Origin of the sequence: Cytobacillus sp. FSL H8-0458 (genome assembly GCF_038002165.1) — a bacterium.
In the GTDB taxonomy this organism is placed as follows: Bacteria; Bacillota; Bacilli; order Bacillales; family Cytobacillaceae; genus Cytobacillus.
Genome location: NZ_JBBOBR010000001.1, coordinates 392,906 through 410,449, shown reverse-complemented (window position 1 = coordinate 410,449; position 17,544 = coordinate 392,906). Strand labels below are relative to the sequence as shown.

Genomic DNA, 17,544 nt, shown 5'->3' with positions numbered 1-17,544 from the left:
CTCCATCACCTTTTCTTTCTATTTATTCTCTTTAAGATTCTGAATTTCTGTCCGCAGGATCAAGATGCTGCTCTGATAATCTTTTACATCAATAAGCTGGGAATCATATAGCTCTTTTAATTCAGCAGCCATAAGCTCCAAGTCAGCTTCCCGATCCCCTATGTAGATGATAGTTCCATATTTCTTAAGAAACTGCTGTATATCATAAATGGTTTTCATTCTGTACCTCTGCCTTATTAATAAGTTTATACCACATAAAAGTATAATCTAAAATCCCCCCCTACTCAAGACAGAGAAGCCCCTAGAATATATAAAAAATCCCTTCCAGGCAGGAAGGGATTTCGATCAGCGATCTGGATCCTTTGGATGCAGGAAACGCGGACGCCTGTTCTTCAATGGTATTGGTGACCTTAGCAATACATCCCTGAATGCTCTCAGATTGAAAGGGATGAATGGCCATAAATAGGGCACCCCAAAAGACTTCATTCTGGCAAGCATGATAATCATCAGCAGGATCCCAACTACATAGCCGTAAGTATGGAAAATACTGGTTGATATCAGCAGACCGATTCTTATCAGCCTGTTTGCCAGGCTCATTTCATAGCTTGGGGTTGAAAATGTTCCAATTGCCGCTATTGCTAAATAAAGAATGACTTCATTAATAAACAATCCCACTTCAACTGCTACCTGACCAATCATCAGGGCCGCCACGAGTCCCAAGGCAGTGGCCAGGGCGGAAGGAGTATGGATTGCAGCCATCCTAAGCATATCTAGACCAAGCTCTATCATCAGGAACTGAACGACTAATGGCAGCTCTCCCGTGTCATTGGGTCCGATATAGGATAATGCATCAGGAAGCAGCTGCGGCTCTATCGCAAATAAATACCATAATGGCAAAAGGAAGATGGAAGCCCAGACAGCTAAAAATCGGACAAATCGCAAATAAGCCCCTACAAGCGGCTTATTCCTGTACTCCTCAGCATGCTGAAGGTGATGCCAGAAGGTTGTTGGTGTTATGATAACACTTGGCGAACCATCGACGATAATGCAGACGTGGCCTTCATAAAGATGGGTTGCTGCCGTATCAGGCCTTTCGGTATACCTTACCATGGGATATGGATTCCAATGCCGGCCTGATATGAATTCCTCTATTGATTTTTCGGCCATCGGCAATCCATCAGTATCAATTTTTGAGATAGACTCCTTTATTTTCCTCACCATATCCGGATCTGCAATGTCTTCAATATAACTGACAACAACATCTGTCTTGGAACGTCTGCCCACCTGCATATATTCCATGCGCAGTGTCCTGTCCCTAATTCTTCTCCTTGTTAAAGCTGTGTTAAAAACGAGTGTTTCTACAAACCCATCCCTTGAACCGCGGACAACACGTTCAATATCAGGCTCCTGAGGGCCTCTTACCGGATATGTACGTGCATCAATGAGAATTACTTCATCGATACCATCCACGACTAGAGCAGTCGGCCCTGCCAGCACCATATCCACAACTTTATCCAGGTCATCAGTTGTTTCAACTTCCACGTATGGAATATACGTTTTTATCAGTCTGGAAAGTGCATCTCCTTCCAGCTGGGCTGCATCCAGGCCGGCAAGCATCTTCATCAGATAGTGCAGAATGTCATCTTTTACAAAGCCGTCTACCAGATATAAAGCCATTTCCCTTTCTGCATATTCCACATCAAGCTGAATCACATCAAAGCTTTTGTCAACTCCCAGAGCATCTCTAAGATATTCAATATTATCTTTCAGAGAAACCTTTACAGGCTCTCTTCTCGCTTTCTCCAAAATCCCCACCTCAGCATTCTGTTCCATTCTTTTCCTTGCATACTATTCAACATCATTGACATGCATAAAAAAAATCATACCAATAAATGGCATGATTCATAAAAATTCGCAGGGAAATGCAGCTGTTATTTCCCAGGAAGTAAGCTGAAAATTCTGTCAGCATCATTCTATTTGATTTAACAGCTTTTGATACTCCTCCTGATCCGGCTGAAGATCAGCGGCCTTTTGTGCATGATTCCTTGCTTTTTCCAGTTGCTTTTCTTCTAAATAGACTAGTGCAAGATTATAATGTGCTTCATGAAAAGAAGCATCTTCCTTAATTACATGAAGAAGGTGTTCTTCTGCTTCTTTTAATCTCCCCACTTTTATTTCAGCATATGATAAAAGAAAATAGACTTCCGGTGAAGCATTCCCTTCTTCAATAAAATCAGCAAGCATTAAACGAGCCTTTTCAAACTCTTCACCATTAATATGTTCCTGGGCCATTACCATAGCAGTTTGTTCATTTAATAGTCTTCCCGGTTCATTGAATCCATACTTCAGCAAGCCGGCAGCCAGACAGAATGATCCAGCTAAAAACAGCAGCTGAAGCAATGGCTTTTTCTTCTTTGGAAAATGCACAATGCCAGTAGCAAGAAATCCGCCAATCAGTCCTCCTATATGTCCGGCATTATCAATTCCCGGGATGGTAAATCCAAATGCAAGGTTGATTCCTAATACAACAAGTATATTAAATCCCATGGTCCGGAAGAAAAGGCTTGGATAAATGAGGCCAAAATATAAAAGTGCTCCAAAGCAGCCAAAAATAGCTCCGCTGGCCCCGGCTGAAAGTGTAGGACTAAAAACAAAACTGGCTAATGTTCCGCCAAATCCAGCAGCCAAATAGATAAATAGAAATCTTATATTTCCATACACCCGTTCCACTGCCGATCCTAGATAAAATAAGGCAAGTGTATTCATTAATAAATGCAGCAGCCCAATATGAAGGATAATCGGGGTTAAAAACCTCCACCATTCTCCATCAAGAATTAATGGATTAAATTTAGCCCCATACTTAATTAACGTTGATGTATCTGTGCTGCCTCCCATCGCTTCCAAAAGCAAAAAGACAGCAACTTGAATAACCATAAATATATACGTGAAAAAAGGCTTTCCAAAATTGAACATTTCCTTTTCTTTTTTTGCTGTTTTTACCGCTTTAGAAAGAGCAGTATGCTTCAGGGCATCAGCATCCATTTCCGTATAATTTCCGGCCGGAAGGGTTAACGGTTTTTCGAAAATTTCTTCAACTTCATGCAGGCTTTCCGGTTTGCCGGACTCAATGATCATGGTTCGGACAGATGCCTTCCCATTTTCAGGCATGAAGGGGTCTGTGATGCGGAATTCATAGTCATCAACAGGCAGGTGCGCAGAAACATAGATATTTAAAACCGGCATTTCCCTTTTTCCAAGCTGCTTCCTGACCGATTCAGCTTTTTCGGCAGTCACTTCAATATCCCGCTGCATCCAATTGCTCCAATCAAGATTATATTTAAAGAGCCTGATTGCCTTTATGCTCTTATCCTCCATTCTTTCAAGCCATAATTCATCCTGATCTCCTGATAACTGAATCATTCTGTATCCGTGGTCAGATATGAAGTAATCCGCAAGTTTCCAAAATACATAATCCTCTTGAACGGCCAATTTTTCCCCCACTCTCTATATATTGCAATAATTACTATACTTTATTTAACTATAGGCAAAAAAGAATCTTTTTGTAAAAGAAAAAGCACCCAAAGATATCCGCAAAATAAAAAGACCTATTACGGTCTTTTTACTTCAAGATTGCCGCCCTTCCGATGGCCCGGAAGAAAAAACAGAGCTCATCATCCTGTCGCGGACAAGCGGAAAACTCATGACTGAAGTAACCAGCAGCTTCCGCAAAAAGACATTCCCGAACATAACATTAATCAATCGATAACGGTTATGATAGGCAAAATAAGTACCAAGCCCAATCATAAAAATAGATAGTAATCGAGACATTGAATTCCCTCCTCTTCCTTATTGTGAGAAGAGTGAATAATTTTTATCCATTCTCTATAGCAAATAAATTTCACTATTGATACAAACTGACTAATCCTTCAATATTGGATCCATCGTTTTCTTGAGAACATTAACAGAATGGGTAAACCGATTCTTCTCTTCAGTGTTTAAGTGAAGTTCAACAATATCACGAATGCCATTTCGATTGACTATAGCAGGCACCCCAATATAAACATCCTCATGACCATATTCCCCATCTAAGTAAGCTGACACCGTAAGGACAGAATTTTCGTTCTGCAGGATGGCTTTGGTCAGTCTGACCAGACCCATGGCTATTCCATAATAAGTCGCGCCTTTTCGCTCAATAATATGATAAGCTGCATCTCTGACATTAAGGAATAACCCATTAAGATCTTCCTGTCTGAAATTCTCTTCTTTCTTCATCCAGTCTTCAATGCTTTTCCCTGCAATATCAGCATGGCTCCATACAGGCAATTCAGTATCTCCATGTTCACCTATAATATAAGCATGAACATTTCTCGTATCGACTTTGAAATATTCCCCCAGCAGAAATCTGAATCTGGCCGTATCCAATATCGTTCCGGATCCAATTACTCTTTCTTTTGGGAGTCCGGAGTATTTCCAGACAGCATACGTGAGAATATCCACTGGATTGGTCGCAACCAGAAAAATGCCATCAAAACCGCTTTTCATGACATGATCAACTATTCCTTTAAAGATTTTAGAATTTTTTTCCACAAGGTCCAGGCGAGTTTCCCCGGGTTTTTGATTCGCTCCAGCAGTAATCACAACCAAATCAGCATCTTTGCAATCGGAATAATCTCCAAACCAGATCGATGTTGGGGAAGGGGCAAAGGGCATGCCGTGATTCAAGTCCATGGCATCTCCTTCAGATTTATCCTTATTTAAATCAATCAGCACCAGTTCTTCTGTAACACCTTGATTTAATAGTGCAAACGCATAGCTTGATCCAACGAAGCCTGTTCCGATCAGCACCACTCTGTTTACCCGACTTTTCATAATAACTCCCCTTTACTTAATTGTAGAGAACAGCAAAGTCCCTTTATGCCAATAAGATATATAGAAGCATTCCCACAGAGGCAGAAGCTAAACCTGAAAAAAAATTAACAAAATCATTATCTGCAAAATACCAGCCTTTTACCAAAGAGGCCGGCTGCCCGCAATGTTCGGCTGTTTCCACGTTTGAACTGCATACATGGCACTTGTATTCAGCTTGAAGAAAAGCACCCAATAAAGAATCAATCAAATTCCCTGCAAACCCAAGAACTCCAATCAGTAAAACCTCATAAATTGAAATGTCAAACAGCACATTTGATAGAAGAGCAATTGTAAATGACCCTGACAAAGCTGCAAGCGTGCCAAGAGAGCTGACAGCACCGGAAGTACCCGTTTCTATTGTCCTCCAGGTTTTTAGAGAAATGGGGGGTTTTTGACTTAATGAGCCAATTTCTGATGCCCATGTATCCGAGTTTGCTGCAGCCAGTCCGATAAGAAACATTATCAGCCAAACCTGTGATGGATCCAGCAGATAAAATATGCTGGCAATAGCGGATATGCCTCCATTGGCAGCAACCTGCTGCCAATCCCTTCTTGATCCTTTTGCATGCTTATTTTCGAATTCCTTTTTTTTATGGCTTTTAAATTTTGACCAGAAGCTTGAACTTGCAAAAAAGAACCCCAGGACAAGAAGGCCATAAAAACCAAATCCCCAGCCTGCTGCCGCACCCACAATGAATGCCGCTATACTGCCTGAAAAGGTCAGTAATCGGAAATAATATCCGGCCAGCGATGTGATCAATATAAAAATAATAATAGCAATAGACTCAAGCATCGCCGGATGCCCACACCTGCTGATCGGTAATAATCATTTCCACCGGCATATCATGGTTTTCCACCGGAAAGCCGGTTATGACCTGCATTTCAAAAGCCAGTGAAACCTTTCTTCCTTTATAATGCTCGAGAAAACGATCATAATAGCCTCCGCCAAATCCGAGCCGGAAGCCATTTTTCATGTATGCCAGTCCGGGAACGACTAAAGTATCGATTTCCTCACTGGGGACTTCATCCGTTTTTTCCGGATTCGGCTCCCATAATCCATAATATACAGACTCCAAATCCATGAAGCTATTCAACTCACGGAACACCATTTGCTTTGATTCGGGTATGCATTTCGGGACAGCCACCCTTTTCCCTTCATCCCAAGCTCTTCTGATAATCTGCCAAGTGTCAGCCTCAGGCGCCTTTGAGACCGTTATTCCTATCGTTTTGGTCTGTCTCCATAATGGGCTGCTATAAAGGCTGCAGGCAATTTGATAGGACAGCTGTTCATACTCAGGCTTGTTCAATTCCTTCATTCGATTCAGCATTTGCTTTCTAAGGGCCTTTTTACCGATTTCCATATTAAAACCTCCAACAGAAGATTACTTTTGCAAAGCTCTCAATAATTCATCCAAAAAAGGGAAGGATATCCATAAAAAAAGTCAACAAAAAAAGCAGTAGGAATGATCCTACCGCTTATTTTGTTTCACGATGTGCAGTCGAACGCTTGTCTCTTGGGCAATATTTTTTAAGCTCAAGACGATCTGGATTATTTCGTTTATTTTTTTTAGAAATATAGTTACGATCTCCACATTCTGTGCAAGCTAACGTAATGTTTACGCGCATGTAATTTCCCTCCAAACTATGTTCAAACTAGTTCGTTCATACGACTTTTCTATAATAGCATTTTTTAAATCGAAATGCTAGTACGTTTTTTTAAAAGTATCCTCTTTAACCCTGTCTATCAGCAGGCTGTTATACTGAAGCGTTTCTGATTTGCTGTTTCCGTTTATTATCCATGACTCGCCTTCTGCTGTTCCTCTGCCATCGAATACTGCATTAAGTGCGAAGATGCTTATTGCATTGCCCTGGGCCATAGGGTGGTATTTTAATGTTCCTTTCTTTTTGCAGTTCCATATTTGATCACTGAAAATGTTCCAGTATGGCTGAATCGTACACTCTTCCATTTTTTTGCCGTTTAGCTGGCCATTAACCAAAAACAGCTTGGAATCAGCCATATGAAAGATGACATTTTCTGCGGGAGAAATGAAAGAAAGGTGTCCACGGGAAGAAAACTCATGTCTGTGCTGCAATAAAAGCTTAATCGTTCTGGGCTCGTCAGCATGGTTAGTAATATAGCATCTAAAATAGGAAATTTTAGAGTGGATTTTTTCTGTCTTAATTTGAACAGAAATATTTTCATCAGGAAACATTTCTTTACTGACATTTTCCATCCAGTAAGTTTTCCCGTCTATCCATAATCCGGGAATCATCCTCAATTTCCCGATCGGCGCTTTCTCCATTTCTTCATAAACATCAGATTGAATCCAATTTAATGTATTCATCTTTATGCACCTTTTTCTATAATTTTTTTAACGGCATTTTAATGGCAGGTAAAATAAAATACATCATACCAGATCTTCCAGCTTCTGGATGATCAGAGTTTCTTGAAATACTCTTTTTGTTTCATCAGCAATGCGTCCCCAGCTGAATAGGCTTTCTGCGACCTTTTGGCCTTGTTTGCCAATTGTGTCGGCAGCTTTAGGGTTCTCAAGGATAGCGGAAGCCTGCTCTGCGAAGCTGTGCGGATCTCCAGGGACCATGAACAGCCCGGAATATTCATGTTTAACGATTCCCTTTAACCCTCCTGTATTGGAAACTATCGCAGGCTTTCCAGTGATCATTGCTTCGAGGGCTACAATGCCAAATGGCTCATAATAACTTGGAAAAACAGCGATTTCGCATTTTTGAAAGAGAGCTAATCTTTGCATGTCATTTACAAATCCCGGAAAATATATGACATCATTAACTTTCAGTTCTCTTGCTTTTTTTCTGTGTGCTTCAAGCATAGGACCTTTGCCGGCAACGATTATATAAACATCCGGATACTTTTCTTTTATTATAGGCGCTGCCTCTATTAAGGTATCAAACCCTTTCTCCCTCACCATCCGTCCAATGGAGAATATCAGTCTTCCGCCTTTTTTTACCGGAAGCCCTTCCAATATGCTGTCAGGATCATCAAGAATTGTTTCTTTGCTGATTCCGTTTGCGATAACAGCTATTTTTTCGCTGGCAATTGAAAATTGCTGAAGTACTTCTTCCTTCATATATTCACTGCAGACAATAACCTGATCTGATCCAATGATCAGCTGTTCTTCTTTTGTATGGATAAATTTCTGCAATTCTGTGTAGATCCCATTATTCCTTCCATATTCTGTTGCATGTATAGTTGTAATTAAAGGACAGTGCAAGCTCTCCTTTAAGGACAGGCCGCATGCACCTACAAGCCAATCATGTGCATGAATGATTTCAAAGTGGCAGAAGGATGACAGTTCAATGGCTTTTTGCTCCATCGCCAAATTCAATCCCAAAATCCAGTGCAGAAAATTAGGATCTTTTTCATTTAGCGGCTTAACCCGGTGGATATAGATACCGTTTATACGTTCATAGCTGGAAAGAGTGCCGGGATTAGCAGTCAGTATATGAACCTCATAATCCTGTTTTAATCCACCTGCGAGTCCATACACATGCCTTGATAAACCACCTACCACATGGGGAGGATACTCCCAGGTAAGAAGAAGGATTTTAGGTTTATCATTAATGAAACTATTATTATTTAGTCCTGAAGTTACCGAGTCCATCATTCTTTACCTTCTCCTTCACTCACTGATTCATAATAGGTGTATGTACTCACATTTACCGTCCATGCAGGCTGAAGCTCAGATTCACTTTTTCTGTGTGAAGGTGATTCCTCAGAAGTATACAATGCTTCTGAACGCAGTAACGGAATGAAATGAGTATCTGTTATTTTAATGCCCAGCTCAACACAATACACATTGCCGAGTTTAAGCCCTTTAAAGGTCCATTCAGAATGATCGGAAAGGATCACTTCATGATCACAGACCGCATTGGCTCCATCAAAAATAACCCCGGTAACATCATAGATCCTTAAAGACTTTCTCAAGGAAGAGACAGGCTCGTCCAAGTATAGTGATAGCATCTTCACTTTCTGAATAGACAATCTCCAGAATACTTTTGCACTATCATCTGCTGAACGTGTTAATGTCAAATGATCTTTCGATTGATTTCGCACGATATTTTCTTCAGATATTAATTTTTCCCCTAAAGACTCCCCGCTGTCGCGTTTCCCTTTATTTTGGATAAGTTTGGTCCACTGGTACTGTACTTTTCCGACTGTTGTATCAAGCTTACTTGCGATTTTACGGAATGAAAGCCCCCTGCGGCGAAGCTTAATAATTTCATCTATCATGACGGCACCTCTTGCGATTATTTTCATAGAAAAAGGGTTCTATATGACAAAAAGCAAAATTTTATGACTATTTATATAACTCAATGTTATCACTGATATGGATAGTCTACAATGAACGGAAATTGTCGCTTCTTGCGAATGCACATGCCTTCCCGATTTCAAATAGGAAAAATTTTTAAAACGTTTGCTGAGCTTCTGATTCGACAGAGCTTCAGCGACAGGAATCTTTAAATTTCACCTGTTTATGGATTATATATCGAAATTTGTCAATTTAGATGGTAAAATATTTCTGTGCAATGAATTAGAGGTGACTTTTATTGGAATCAATCTTACTGTCATTATTGATCTTATCTATAGGGCTATTAATTCTTTCAGTGTTTTTGAGAGATCCTTATAAAGAGCTTCGCGATGAAATGGACCAAATGTCCATGCAGCAAATCCAGGAAATGTATCAAATTAAAAAGAAATTAAAAGTATTGGAAGAAGAACTGCTGGTGGAGGATGAACCCTTTACTCAGAACGTTCCTGCAGAGCCTTCTGTTCATTTTGCAGAAAAAAGGGAAGTTCATGAAATAATAAAAAATCAGGTGATGCTGCTGACCAGGCAAGGGCTGTCAATAGAACAAATTGCAAGACAATCTTCACTCTCACCTGATGAAGTAAGGACCATTCAAACAGAAATGAAATTTAGGGGCCATAGCTATGAATAAAAGAAATACCAGGGCATTTGCATTTGGCATCCTTATTGCCGTCATAGCCTTTGGCACAGCCTACTTTTTGAATAAACCGGGGCAAACCCCAAATAGAACAATCGATGAAAGCAGCGCAAAAAAATTCCTGCAGGCAAACAGCTACACTGTATTAACAAACGAAGAATATACTCTCTTACAGCAGACGGACGCCAAAGACCAAAACGAGAATAAGGAAGTAAAAGAAGAAGAACCTGCTGAGGAAAATACGGAGCAGGAAGAAGAGTCTCAGAAAGTATATCAGCTAACCATTGAGAGCGGCATGACACCCGGGGAAATCGCGTCACTTCTTGAAAAAGCAAGTGTAATTGACCAGGCAGCAGACTTCGGCAATTACATGGAGGAATACGGGTACAGCAAAAAAATACAGCTGGGCACATTTGAACTGAACCATAATATGAGCTATAAAGAAATTGCTAAAATCATAACAAAAAGCTAAAAGGGAAGATTCCTTTTAGCTTTTTTTATTGAATAGCTCCTGTGCGGCAAGGCGCTTCCGCTTTTCTTGTCTAGCTCCAGCGCCTACCCCTTCGAGATCACAAGCCAATCCTCCCAAAAAGGCAAAAAACGCCTTCCCGCGAGGCTCGTCTTGTGCTTGTCGGGGTGAACAAGGCGCTTCCGCTTTTCTTGTTAATTATTTAAATCATACTGGCGTCCTTTAACCAAATAAAAAATATGTTCAGAAATATTCGTAACATGGTCAGCTGCTCTTTCTAAATAACGGCAAATAAATGAAAGCTGGGTGATCTGCGGCAGGTATTCCGGTTTCTGCAGATTAATTTGCAGCAGCTCTTTAATGGTTTCACCATAGAGGTCATCGACCTGATCATCCATATCGGCAACTTTTTTGGCTTTTGCAGTATCTTCTTCAGTGAAAGCTTCCAGTGATAGACGCAGCATTTCAGTTGAAATTTCATACATTTTCTTTATATGTTCAATCGGCTTAATTAGCGGCTCTGACCCAATCCGTATGGTGGACTTTGCAATATTCACTCCAAAGTCTGCAATTCTTTCAATGTCTGTTGCGATCTTTATAGCCACAATGATGCGGCGGAGGTCAATTGCCACTGGCTGCTGTTTAGCAATTAATAGTATCGCTAAATCATTTATTTCCTCATATAAAATATCTGCCTGGTTATCGTCATCAATAATCTCAAGTGCCAATTCTATATTTTTAGTTTCAAGCGCTTCAACCGATCTATGCAAAGCTTCTCCTGCAAAATTGCCAATTTCAATCAGTTTCTTTTGAAGCTCCTGAAGATCATATTCAAACCTCTCACGTACTACCATCAATGTAATCCCCCTTCATCCTAATAGTAATGATTAAAATCGTTGATACAAACCAATATAATAGATCAGCCGAATCGTCCAGTGATATAATCTTCAGTCCGCTTATCTGAAGGGGTAGAAAATATCTTATCAGTATCGGCAAACTCGATTACTTCACCATTTAAGAAGAAAGCTGTTTTATCAGAAATACGTGCTGCCTGCTGCATATTATGAGTAACGATGATAATGCTGAATTCTTGCTTAAGCTCCTGTACAAGCTCTTCTACCTTTAATGTAGAGATAGGGTCAAGTGCAGATGTAGGCTCATCCATTAAAATGACATCCGGTTCAATGGCAAGACAGCGTGCAATGCAAAGTCGCTGCTGCTGCCCGCCGGATAGGCCATACGCATTCTGGTTCAGCCGATCCTTTACTTCATCCCAAATAGCGGCACCCCTCAAACTTTTTTCAACAATCTCATCAAGGATTTTTTTATCGCGGATACCGTGAATTTTTGGTCCATATGCTACATTCTCATAAATGGACTTTGGAAATGGATTTGGCTTTTGAAAGACCATCCCCACATTTGTTCTTAAATCCTCCACTTTAAATGATTTATCAAGAATATTGCGCTCCCGGTATAAGATTTCGCCGGAAATTTTTACTGAAGGCACAAGTTCAACCATGCGGTTCAGCGTTTTAATATATGTGGACTTACCGCATCCTGATGGTCCGATAATCGCCGTTACTTCATTTTCATTGATGGCTAAATTTATATTTTTTAACGCATGGCCTTCACCATACCATAAGTTAAGATCTTTTGTATTATAAACAACTTTTTTGTTTTCTGCTGAATTTGGAGCTATGCTTTCTTTTTTTACATTTGGATTTGTTTTTTCTGTCACTACAGGCATTTTATTAAACCTCCCAGGCTAATATCTTTTTTGGAATTTATTCCGAATTAAGATGGCTATTGAGTTCATCGCGAACAAAACAATTAATAATATAACGATTGTTGCAGCTGCCAGGTTGGCATATTCTGCTACAAGGGCAGAGTCAATAGTCCAGTAATAAATCTGAACCGGCAAAATCGTAAATTTATCAAAGATTCCATCAGGAACGGGAATCAACAATGCCGGAATTCCGATAACAACCAATGGAGCTGTTTCTCCGATTGCCCGCGATAGTGCAAGAATAACCCCCGTAAGGATACCAGGTAATGCTGCAGGAAGTACTACATTTTTAATCGTTTGCCACTTTGTCGCTCCCATTCCGTAAGAGGCTTCTCTTAAAAATTGGGGAACAGCACGGATTGCTTCCTGGCTGGCAACTACTACAACAGGAAGAACCAGCAGTGCCATCGTGAGCCCTCCTGCGAGAACTACAGAACCCAAATCCAATGCTCTTGCAAAAACAGTTAATCCAAGGATTCCAAAAACAACTGACGGAACGCCCGCCAGGTTGGAGATATTAGTTTTAATAAAAGAAGAAATGCGTCCCTTGGCTGCATATTCTTCAAGATAAATTGCTGTGCCTACTCCTAAAATCATCGTTACAGGAGCAACAACAAGCATCAGCCAAAATGTTCCTGTTATCGCTCCCCAGATTCCAGCTCTTTCAGGATCTGTCGATAAGCGATTCATCAGAAAATCTAAGTTTATCCAGCCTAATCCACCGGCAAGAACCCGATAGATCAAAACAATTAATACGACAAGGCCAAATAAAGTGGCCATAAAGAAGAGTGTTTTAGCCAGGTTATTGGCTAGCAGGCGGCTGCCCATCTTTTTATGCACTTGTTCTGAATCTACATATTTCATATTAATATTCCTCCCTGAACCTGCGAGAGATATACTGAGCAAGAAGGTTCATAATTAACGTAAACACAAACAATGTCATAGCAACTGCATAAAGGCTGTAATATAATGTTGTTCCTGCGGCTGCTTCCCCGCCTGTTACTTCCACAATATAAGCAGTCATGGTTTGCATGGATTGAGTAACGTCAAATGTGAAGTTTTTTGAACTTCCGCTCGCAATGGTTACGATCATCGTTTCCCCAATTGCTCTGGAAATTCCTAATACAAACGAAGCAATAATACCCGAAATAGCTGCTGGCACAACCACTTTCCAGGTTACCTCAAGCTTTGTTGCCCCCAGTGCAAGAGCACCTTCCCTCATTGCATTTGGTACAGAACTCATTGCATCCTCAGAAAGGGAAGCCACCATTGGGATTATCATAATTCCCATTACAATCCCGGGACTTAAAATATTTGTTGGTTCAAGGCCAGGAATAAAAGACCTTAGTAAAGGTGTTACAAAAGTAAAAGCAAAAAACCCATAAACTATTGTAGGAATACCTGCCAGGATTTCAAGAAGAGGCTTTAATGCCTTTCGTGTTCTTTCTGATGCGTATTCACTTAAAAATATGGCTGTCATCAGACCCACCGGAATGGCTACAAGCATAGCGATCAAAGTGGAAATGATTGTTCCCGTCAGTAAGGGAAGAACACCAAAGACAGCATTTTCTCCTAAAGGCTTTAACTCAGTGCCTGTAAAAAAATCTATAAAAGGAACGTCTTTAAAAAAGGCGATTGTTTCCGTAATTAAAGTAAGTACAATTCCAATAGTGGTCAAAACAGAGATTGCTGCGATACCAAATAAAATTTTAGGAATTAACTTTTCAGTATAATTATTGACACTTCGAGATTTCTTTTTTTGTTGTATGATTTCACGAATATTTAACTTTTTGTCGTTTTCGTGAACAGCACTTTTAGCCAAGTTTAAAACCCCTTTCATTCCTCTCATCCATAGAAGAACTTTTTTGCTTATAATACCCGGTAAAATATTAAACACTGCAAGAAGATGAGAAGGCTAACTTCTCATCTTCCCCTTTTCAACACTTTTTAGAAAATTATTTCAATCCGTTCAAAGCATCCAGAGAAGCCTGGATATCTTCATCAGATAATGGAGCAAATCCAGTCTCTGCTGCAACATCCTGTGCATTTTCCATTGTGTAGATTGCGTAATCGAGCACTTGCGGCTTTTCTTTCGCCATATTTGTGTTCAAGTATGTGAATACCGGGCGAGTAAATGGAGCATAATCTCCGTCTTCTTTGATTGTGTCTAGTGATGGCTCAACAGGCCCATTGCCAAAGTCAACTTTTACTGCAGACAATTTATCTTTGTTGCTGTCATAGTAACCATAGCCAAAGAATCCGATAGCATTTTTATCTTTAGATACAAGATCCACTAAAGTTGAGTAATCCTGCTGCAAGTTGATATTTTCAGGAAGATCCTGTTCTTCGAGAATATTCTCAAACATAAATTCGTAAGTGCCGTGGTTTTCATTTGGGCCATATGTCTGAATTTCTTCATCCGGGAAATCAGGGCGAACATCTGACCATTTTTTCTTTCCTGCACTTGCAAGGAAGATATCAACAACTTCTTGCTGTGTAAGATCTTTAGCCCAGTCATTTTCTTTGTTAATTACGATTGTAATACCGTCTAAAGCAACCTTCATTTCCTGTACATCAATGCCAAGTTCTTCAGCTGAAGCTTTCTCTTCATCTTTGATTTGGCGGGAAGCATCATTAAAATCTGTTCCGTCTTTTGCAAGGAATTTCTTAAAGCCGGCTGAAGTTCCTGAACGGCTGACTTCTACAGAGACATTTTCCTGTTCTCCCATATAGTTTTCAGCCATGCGTGCCATGAATGGGTAAACAGTACCAGAGCCATCTATGACCACACTGCCTTCGAGCTCTTCACCATTTCCGCCTGCATCTTCATTTGTATCTCCGCCTCCGCAAGCTGCAGTGAATGCCATTACAGCCGTCAGCATTAATAAAAGGCTCATTTTTTTAAGACGTTTCATTCCTGAATTCCCCCTAAGAAAATTGGTTGTTTTGTCCTACGGTTATTAGAATAAGGGTTGACTGTTAACGCGGTTTTAACTGATTGTAAAGCTTTTGTAAATTTGGGCGATTCTTGTGTAAATATGTCGAATATGAGGTATAACATAATTTATCTTTCCATCACGGCTGCCTTACAATGCATATTGTAAAAAAAAACTGTCTCCCGGATTGTCAGGAGACAGTTTTAAAAAACTTATTCAACTTCTTCTCGAGCCTCTTCCTGTCCTTCAAGCACATCATCAACATTTTCTACGTCCTGGACAGGTTCTTGAGTATCTTTTCCTTCTTTTTCACGATTTTTTTTGAGGTCAAAATAGGCATCCAGAACACGTTCACCAATTTTTTTATTCGCTCCGTGGTCCACGCTTCCCTGGTAGGCCCAAGGGACTAAAACAGCCATGGCAATCTCGGGATTCTCTGATGGTGCATAGCCAACAAGGCTAAGATTCATGACCTCAGGAGGCTCTTTTCCAAATTTGCTGCGCTCAGGCCCATCGTAGAAGGCTTCTGCTGTACCTGTTTTACCCGCTGGTTTATACTCTTTGCCGGCAAAATAGGAATAACCTGTACCGCCTTTTTCCTGCATGACTCTGCGGAAACCTTCCTGAACACGGTCCATCCAGCCATCTTTAAGTTCGACCCTATTAAGAACCTTTGGCTCCATCTCCTGAACAATAGGGCCAAGTTCATTATTTTCCATTAATGGCTCACGGATTTCCTTTACAATATGAGGCTCCATCCTATTACCCCCATTGGCAATGACAGACACATATTGGGCCAGCTGCATGTTGGAATAGGTGTCGTACTGTCCAATCGAGAGGTCAAGCATGAAACCAGGCAATGTACTCATTCCTTTAAAGCCTGTTTGCTCATTTGGCAAATCAATCCCTGTCCGGACGCCAAGACCGAATTGAGCGAAGGATTCCCTAACAGTACTAAAAGCTTTTTTATCTATCCATAATGGCTTCTCGAATTCATATTTACCCTCGCCTATGTTGATGACAGTTTCAAACATATAAACGTTAGAGGAAAATTTAAGAGCATTAATATCATTTAAAGGGCCGAAATTTCTCCAGGATTTCTTTACCGGTGTTCCTTTAATTTTTAAAGGACGATCATAAAAGACGGTTCCGGGATTAATAGCACCCGTTTTATAGCCGGTAAGTATTGTAGCACCCTTCACAGCTGAACCGACATTATAAGTAGTCGTGATGTTGCCTAATGCATCGTCCTGCATTTCAGACTGGCCAGTCTCTTTGTCCTTAACAATCTTTTTGCCGGCCATTGATAGAACCTCTCCGGTATGCGGGTCCATCAGTACTACATAGGCTCTGTCCAATAATGCAGTTCCGGACGATGCCTTGGCTTTACGCAATTCCTCTTCAATAATTTTCTCAACTTCTTTCTGAAGATCCATATCAATGCTCAGAACAAGGTCCTTTCCTCTTTGACCGTCTGTGATGGGAATAGTTTCAAGAACATTCCCGGCTTTGTCCGTAATATTTTTCACTTTTGCCTTTTGGCCGTGAAGCACTTCTTCGTACTGCATCTCGATATAACTCTTACCTACACGGTCATTACGGCTATAGTCACGTGCCATGTAGTATTCAATCTGTTCAGCCGGAAGACCTTCATCAGAGCTTGTTACTTTTCCAAGGACTGATTTCAAAGTATCTCCAAAAGCATAATATCTTTCCCAGTCAGTTGTTGTATCAACACCAGGTAAAACCTGCAGATTTTCACTGACAACTGCAAATTCCTCAGGTGTTACTTTTTTATTCTTAACAATTTGGGGTGTTAAAGCATATCCGCTTGTAAATTCTCTGTAGATAGCAAGAACTTCAAGATCGTCTTTTGTCAATTCACTTAATTCCTCTTCTGTAATCCGATCCAAAGTGAGCTGATAAATGGCCTTATCCAGCTCCTTGTCCTTACCCTCATACTTCTTTTCAAGTTCTTCTTTATCTTTTTTAGTAACCTTTTCTTCTGCCTTTTCAGGATTCTTCATGATCCAGTAATCTTTCTTATCGCGTTCCTGAACCTTCTTGGTATCTTTGTGGATCAGCTTGGCAAGCCTCTCTGCCACCTCAAGCATTTCATCCTGCTTATACCCATTATTAGTAAATGTGATGGCATTTTGCGGGGTATTATCGACAATCACCTGTCCATTTCTGTCAAACATCTTACCTCTTGGCACCGGGCTGTTAACTGTAACATCTTCCGTTCTTTCAATCTCACGCTTATAATCATCGCCATAAACAATCTGAACCATCCCAAGCCGGAGGATCAGCATGGAAAACAATAAAAACACAGCAAAGAAGAGCATATTCAGACGGAAAGGAACATGGGTCTTCTTTTTCTTCCTATTCAAATTACGCACACTTCCTTTAAAAAAGTCTCATAGTCCCATTCTAAAAGAAAATAACAATAAATTCTATAA

At 40.4% G+C, this 17,544-nt stretch carries 18 protein-coding genes and 1 pseudogene; 2 read left to right on the top strand and 17 right to left on the bottom strand.

Annotation, left to right across the window (positions count from 1 at the left end; translation table 11 throughout):
• Nucleotides 1-18 precede the first annotated feature (18 nt).
• The 11 genes from NYE23_RS01970 to NYE23_RS01920 all read right to left on the bottom strand — a co-directional run bounded on the left by NYE23_RS01970 (nucleotide 19) and on the right by NYE23_RS01920 (nucleotide 9,178).
• Nucleotides 19-219 carry a YqgQ family protein gene (locus NYE23_RS01970; RefSeq protein WP_061791187.1) on the bottom strand — a complete coding sequence of 67 codons (201 nt, stop codon included), beginning with the start codon at nucleotides 217-219 and terminating at the stop codon, nucleotides 19-21.
• Between the two features lie 126 nt (nucleotides 220-345).
• A complete protein-coding gene (locus NYE23_RS01965; protein ID WP_445662578.1) occupies nucleotides 346-1,833 on the bottom strand; it encodes a spore germination protein in 1,488 nt (495 codons plus the stop codon).
• A 135-nt stretch (nucleotides 1,834-1,968) separates the two neighbouring features.
• On the bottom strand, nucleotides 1,969-3,489 hold the full coding sequence (locus NYE23_RS01960) for a rhomboid family intramembrane serine protease (RefSeq protein WP_341075074.1): 1,521 nt from the start codon (nucleotides 3,487-3,489) through the stop codon (nucleotides 1,969-1,971).
• Between the two features lie 135 nt (nucleotides 3,490-3,624).
• A complete protein-coding gene (locus tag NYE23_RS01955) occupies nucleotides 3,625-3,828 on the bottom strand; it encodes a hypothetical protein (protein ID WP_048008275.1) in 204 nt (67 codons plus the stop codon).
• A 90-nt stretch (nucleotides 3,829-3,918) separates the two neighbouring features.
• Nucleotides 3,919-4,869, bottom strand: coding sequence for an L-lactate dehydrogenase (locus tag NYE23_RS01950; RefSeq protein ID WP_341075072.1), 951 nt, complete (start codon nucleotides 4,867-4,869; stop codon nucleotides 3,919-3,921).
• Nucleotides 4,870-4,912: 43 nt separating this feature from the next.
• Nucleotides 4,913-5,701, bottom strand: a complete 789-nt coding sequence (locus tag NYE23_RS01945) for a DUF92 domain-containing protein (protein ID WP_341075071.1) — start codon at nucleotides 5,699-5,701, stop codon at nucleotides 4,913-4,915.
• The gene (locus tag NYE23_RS01940; RefSeq protein ID WP_341075069.1) at nucleotides 5,694-6,269 is read right to left on the bottom strand and encodes a 5-formyltetrahydrofolate cyclo-ligase; all 576 of its coding nucleotides are present in this window, start codon (nucleotides 6,267-6,269) and stop codon (nucleotides 5,694-5,696) included. The genes NYE23_RS01945 and NYE23_RS01940 overlap by 8 nt, the downstream gene beginning before the upstream one ends.
• Before the next feature lie 115 nt (nucleotides 6,270-6,384).
• Nucleotides 6,385-6,534 carry a 50S ribosomal protein L33 gene (gene rpmG, locus NYE23_RS01935; protein WP_053434400.1) on the bottom strand — a complete coding sequence of 50 codons (150 nt, stop codon included), beginning with the start codon at nucleotides 6,532-6,534 and terminating at the stop codon, nucleotides 6,385-6,387.
• Nucleotides 6,535-6,611: 77 nt separating this feature from the next.
• Nucleotides 6,612-7,253, bottom strand: coding sequence for a hypothetical protein (locus tag NYE23_RS01930; RefSeq protein WP_341075068.1), 642 nt, complete (start codon nucleotides 7,251-7,253; stop codon nucleotides 6,612-6,614).
• A gap of 63 nt (nucleotides 7,254-7,316) precedes the next feature.
• Complete coding sequence (locus NYE23_RS01925; protein ID WP_341075067.1) at nucleotides 7,317-8,552, bottom strand: glycosyltransferase family 4 protein; 1,236 nt, start codon at nucleotides 8,550-8,552, stop codon at nucleotides 7,317-7,319.
• Entirely contained in the window at nucleotides 8,549-9,178 is a 630-nt protein-coding gene (locus NYE23_RS01920) for a DUF4912 domain-containing protein (protein WP_341075066.1), read from the bottom strand. Before NYE23_RS01920 ends, NYE23_RS01925 begins: the two co-directional genes overlap by 4 nt.
• 317 nt (nucleotides 9,179-9,495) lie before the next feature.
• Between NYE23_RS01920 and NYE23_RS01915 the strand changes: the two genes are divergently transcribed.
• Nucleotides 9,496-9,888, top strand: coding sequence for a hypothetical protein (locus tag NYE23_RS01915; protein WP_341075065.1), 393 nt, complete (start codon nucleotides 9,496-9,498; stop codon nucleotides 9,886-9,888).
• Nucleotides 9,881-10,366, top strand: a complete 486-nt coding sequence (locus NYE23_RS01910) for a hypothetical protein (protein WP_341075064.1) — start codon at nucleotides 9,881-9,883, stop codon at nucleotides 10,364-10,366. Before NYE23_RS01915 ends, NYE23_RS01910 begins: the two co-directional genes overlap by 8 nt.
• Nucleotides 10,367-10,557: 191 nt before the next feature.
• On the opposite strand, the gene phoU is transcribed toward NYE23_RS01910, so the two are convergent.
• The 6 genes and pseudogenes from phoU to NYE23_RS01880 all read right to left on the bottom strand — a co-directional run bounded on the left by phoU (nucleotide 10,558) and on the right by NYE23_RS01880 (nucleotide 17,475).
• On the bottom strand, nucleotides 10,558-11,217 hold the full coding sequence (phoU, locus tag NYE23_RS01905; protein ID WP_197208710.1) for a phosphate signaling complex protein PhoU: 660 nt from the start codon (nucleotides 11,215-11,217) through the stop codon (nucleotides 10,558-10,560).
• Between the two features lie 65 nt (nucleotides 11,218-11,282).
• Nucleotides 11,283-12,038 (bottom strand): annotated as a pseudogene (gene pstB, locus NYE23_RS01900) (phosphate ABC transporter ATP-binding protein PstB); the annotation flags it as partial.
• Between the two features lie 90 nt (nucleotides 12,039-12,128).
• Nucleotides 12,129-13,013 carry a phosphate ABC transporter permease PstA gene (gene pstA / locus NYE23_RS01895; protein WP_341075059.1) on the bottom strand — a complete coding sequence of 295 codons (885 nt, stop codon included), beginning with the start codon at nucleotides 13,011-13,013 and terminating at the stop codon, nucleotides 12,129-12,131.
• A gap of 1 nt (nucleotide 13,014) precedes the next feature.
• Nucleotides 13,015-13,989, bottom strand: coding sequence for a phosphate ABC transporter permease subunit PstC (pstC, locus tag NYE23_RS01890; RefSeq protein WP_341075057.1), 975 nt, complete (start codon nucleotides 13,987-13,989; stop codon nucleotides 13,015-13,017).
• Nucleotides 13,990-14,104: 115 nt separating this feature from the next.
• Entirely contained in the window at nucleotides 14,105-15,064 is a 960-nt protein-coding gene (locus NYE23_RS01885) for a PstS family phosphate ABC transporter substrate-binding protein (protein ID WP_341075056.1), read from the bottom strand.
• 233 nt (nucleotides 15,065-15,297) lie between these two features.
• Nucleotides 15,298-17,475 (bottom strand): peptidoglycan D,D-transpeptidase FtsI family protein, encoded by a 2,178-nt coding sequence (locus tag NYE23_RS01880; protein ID WP_341075055.1) that lies wholly within the window; start codon nucleotides 17,473-17,475, stop codon nucleotides 15,298-15,300.
• Nucleotides 17,476-17,544: the final 69 nt, after the last annotated feature.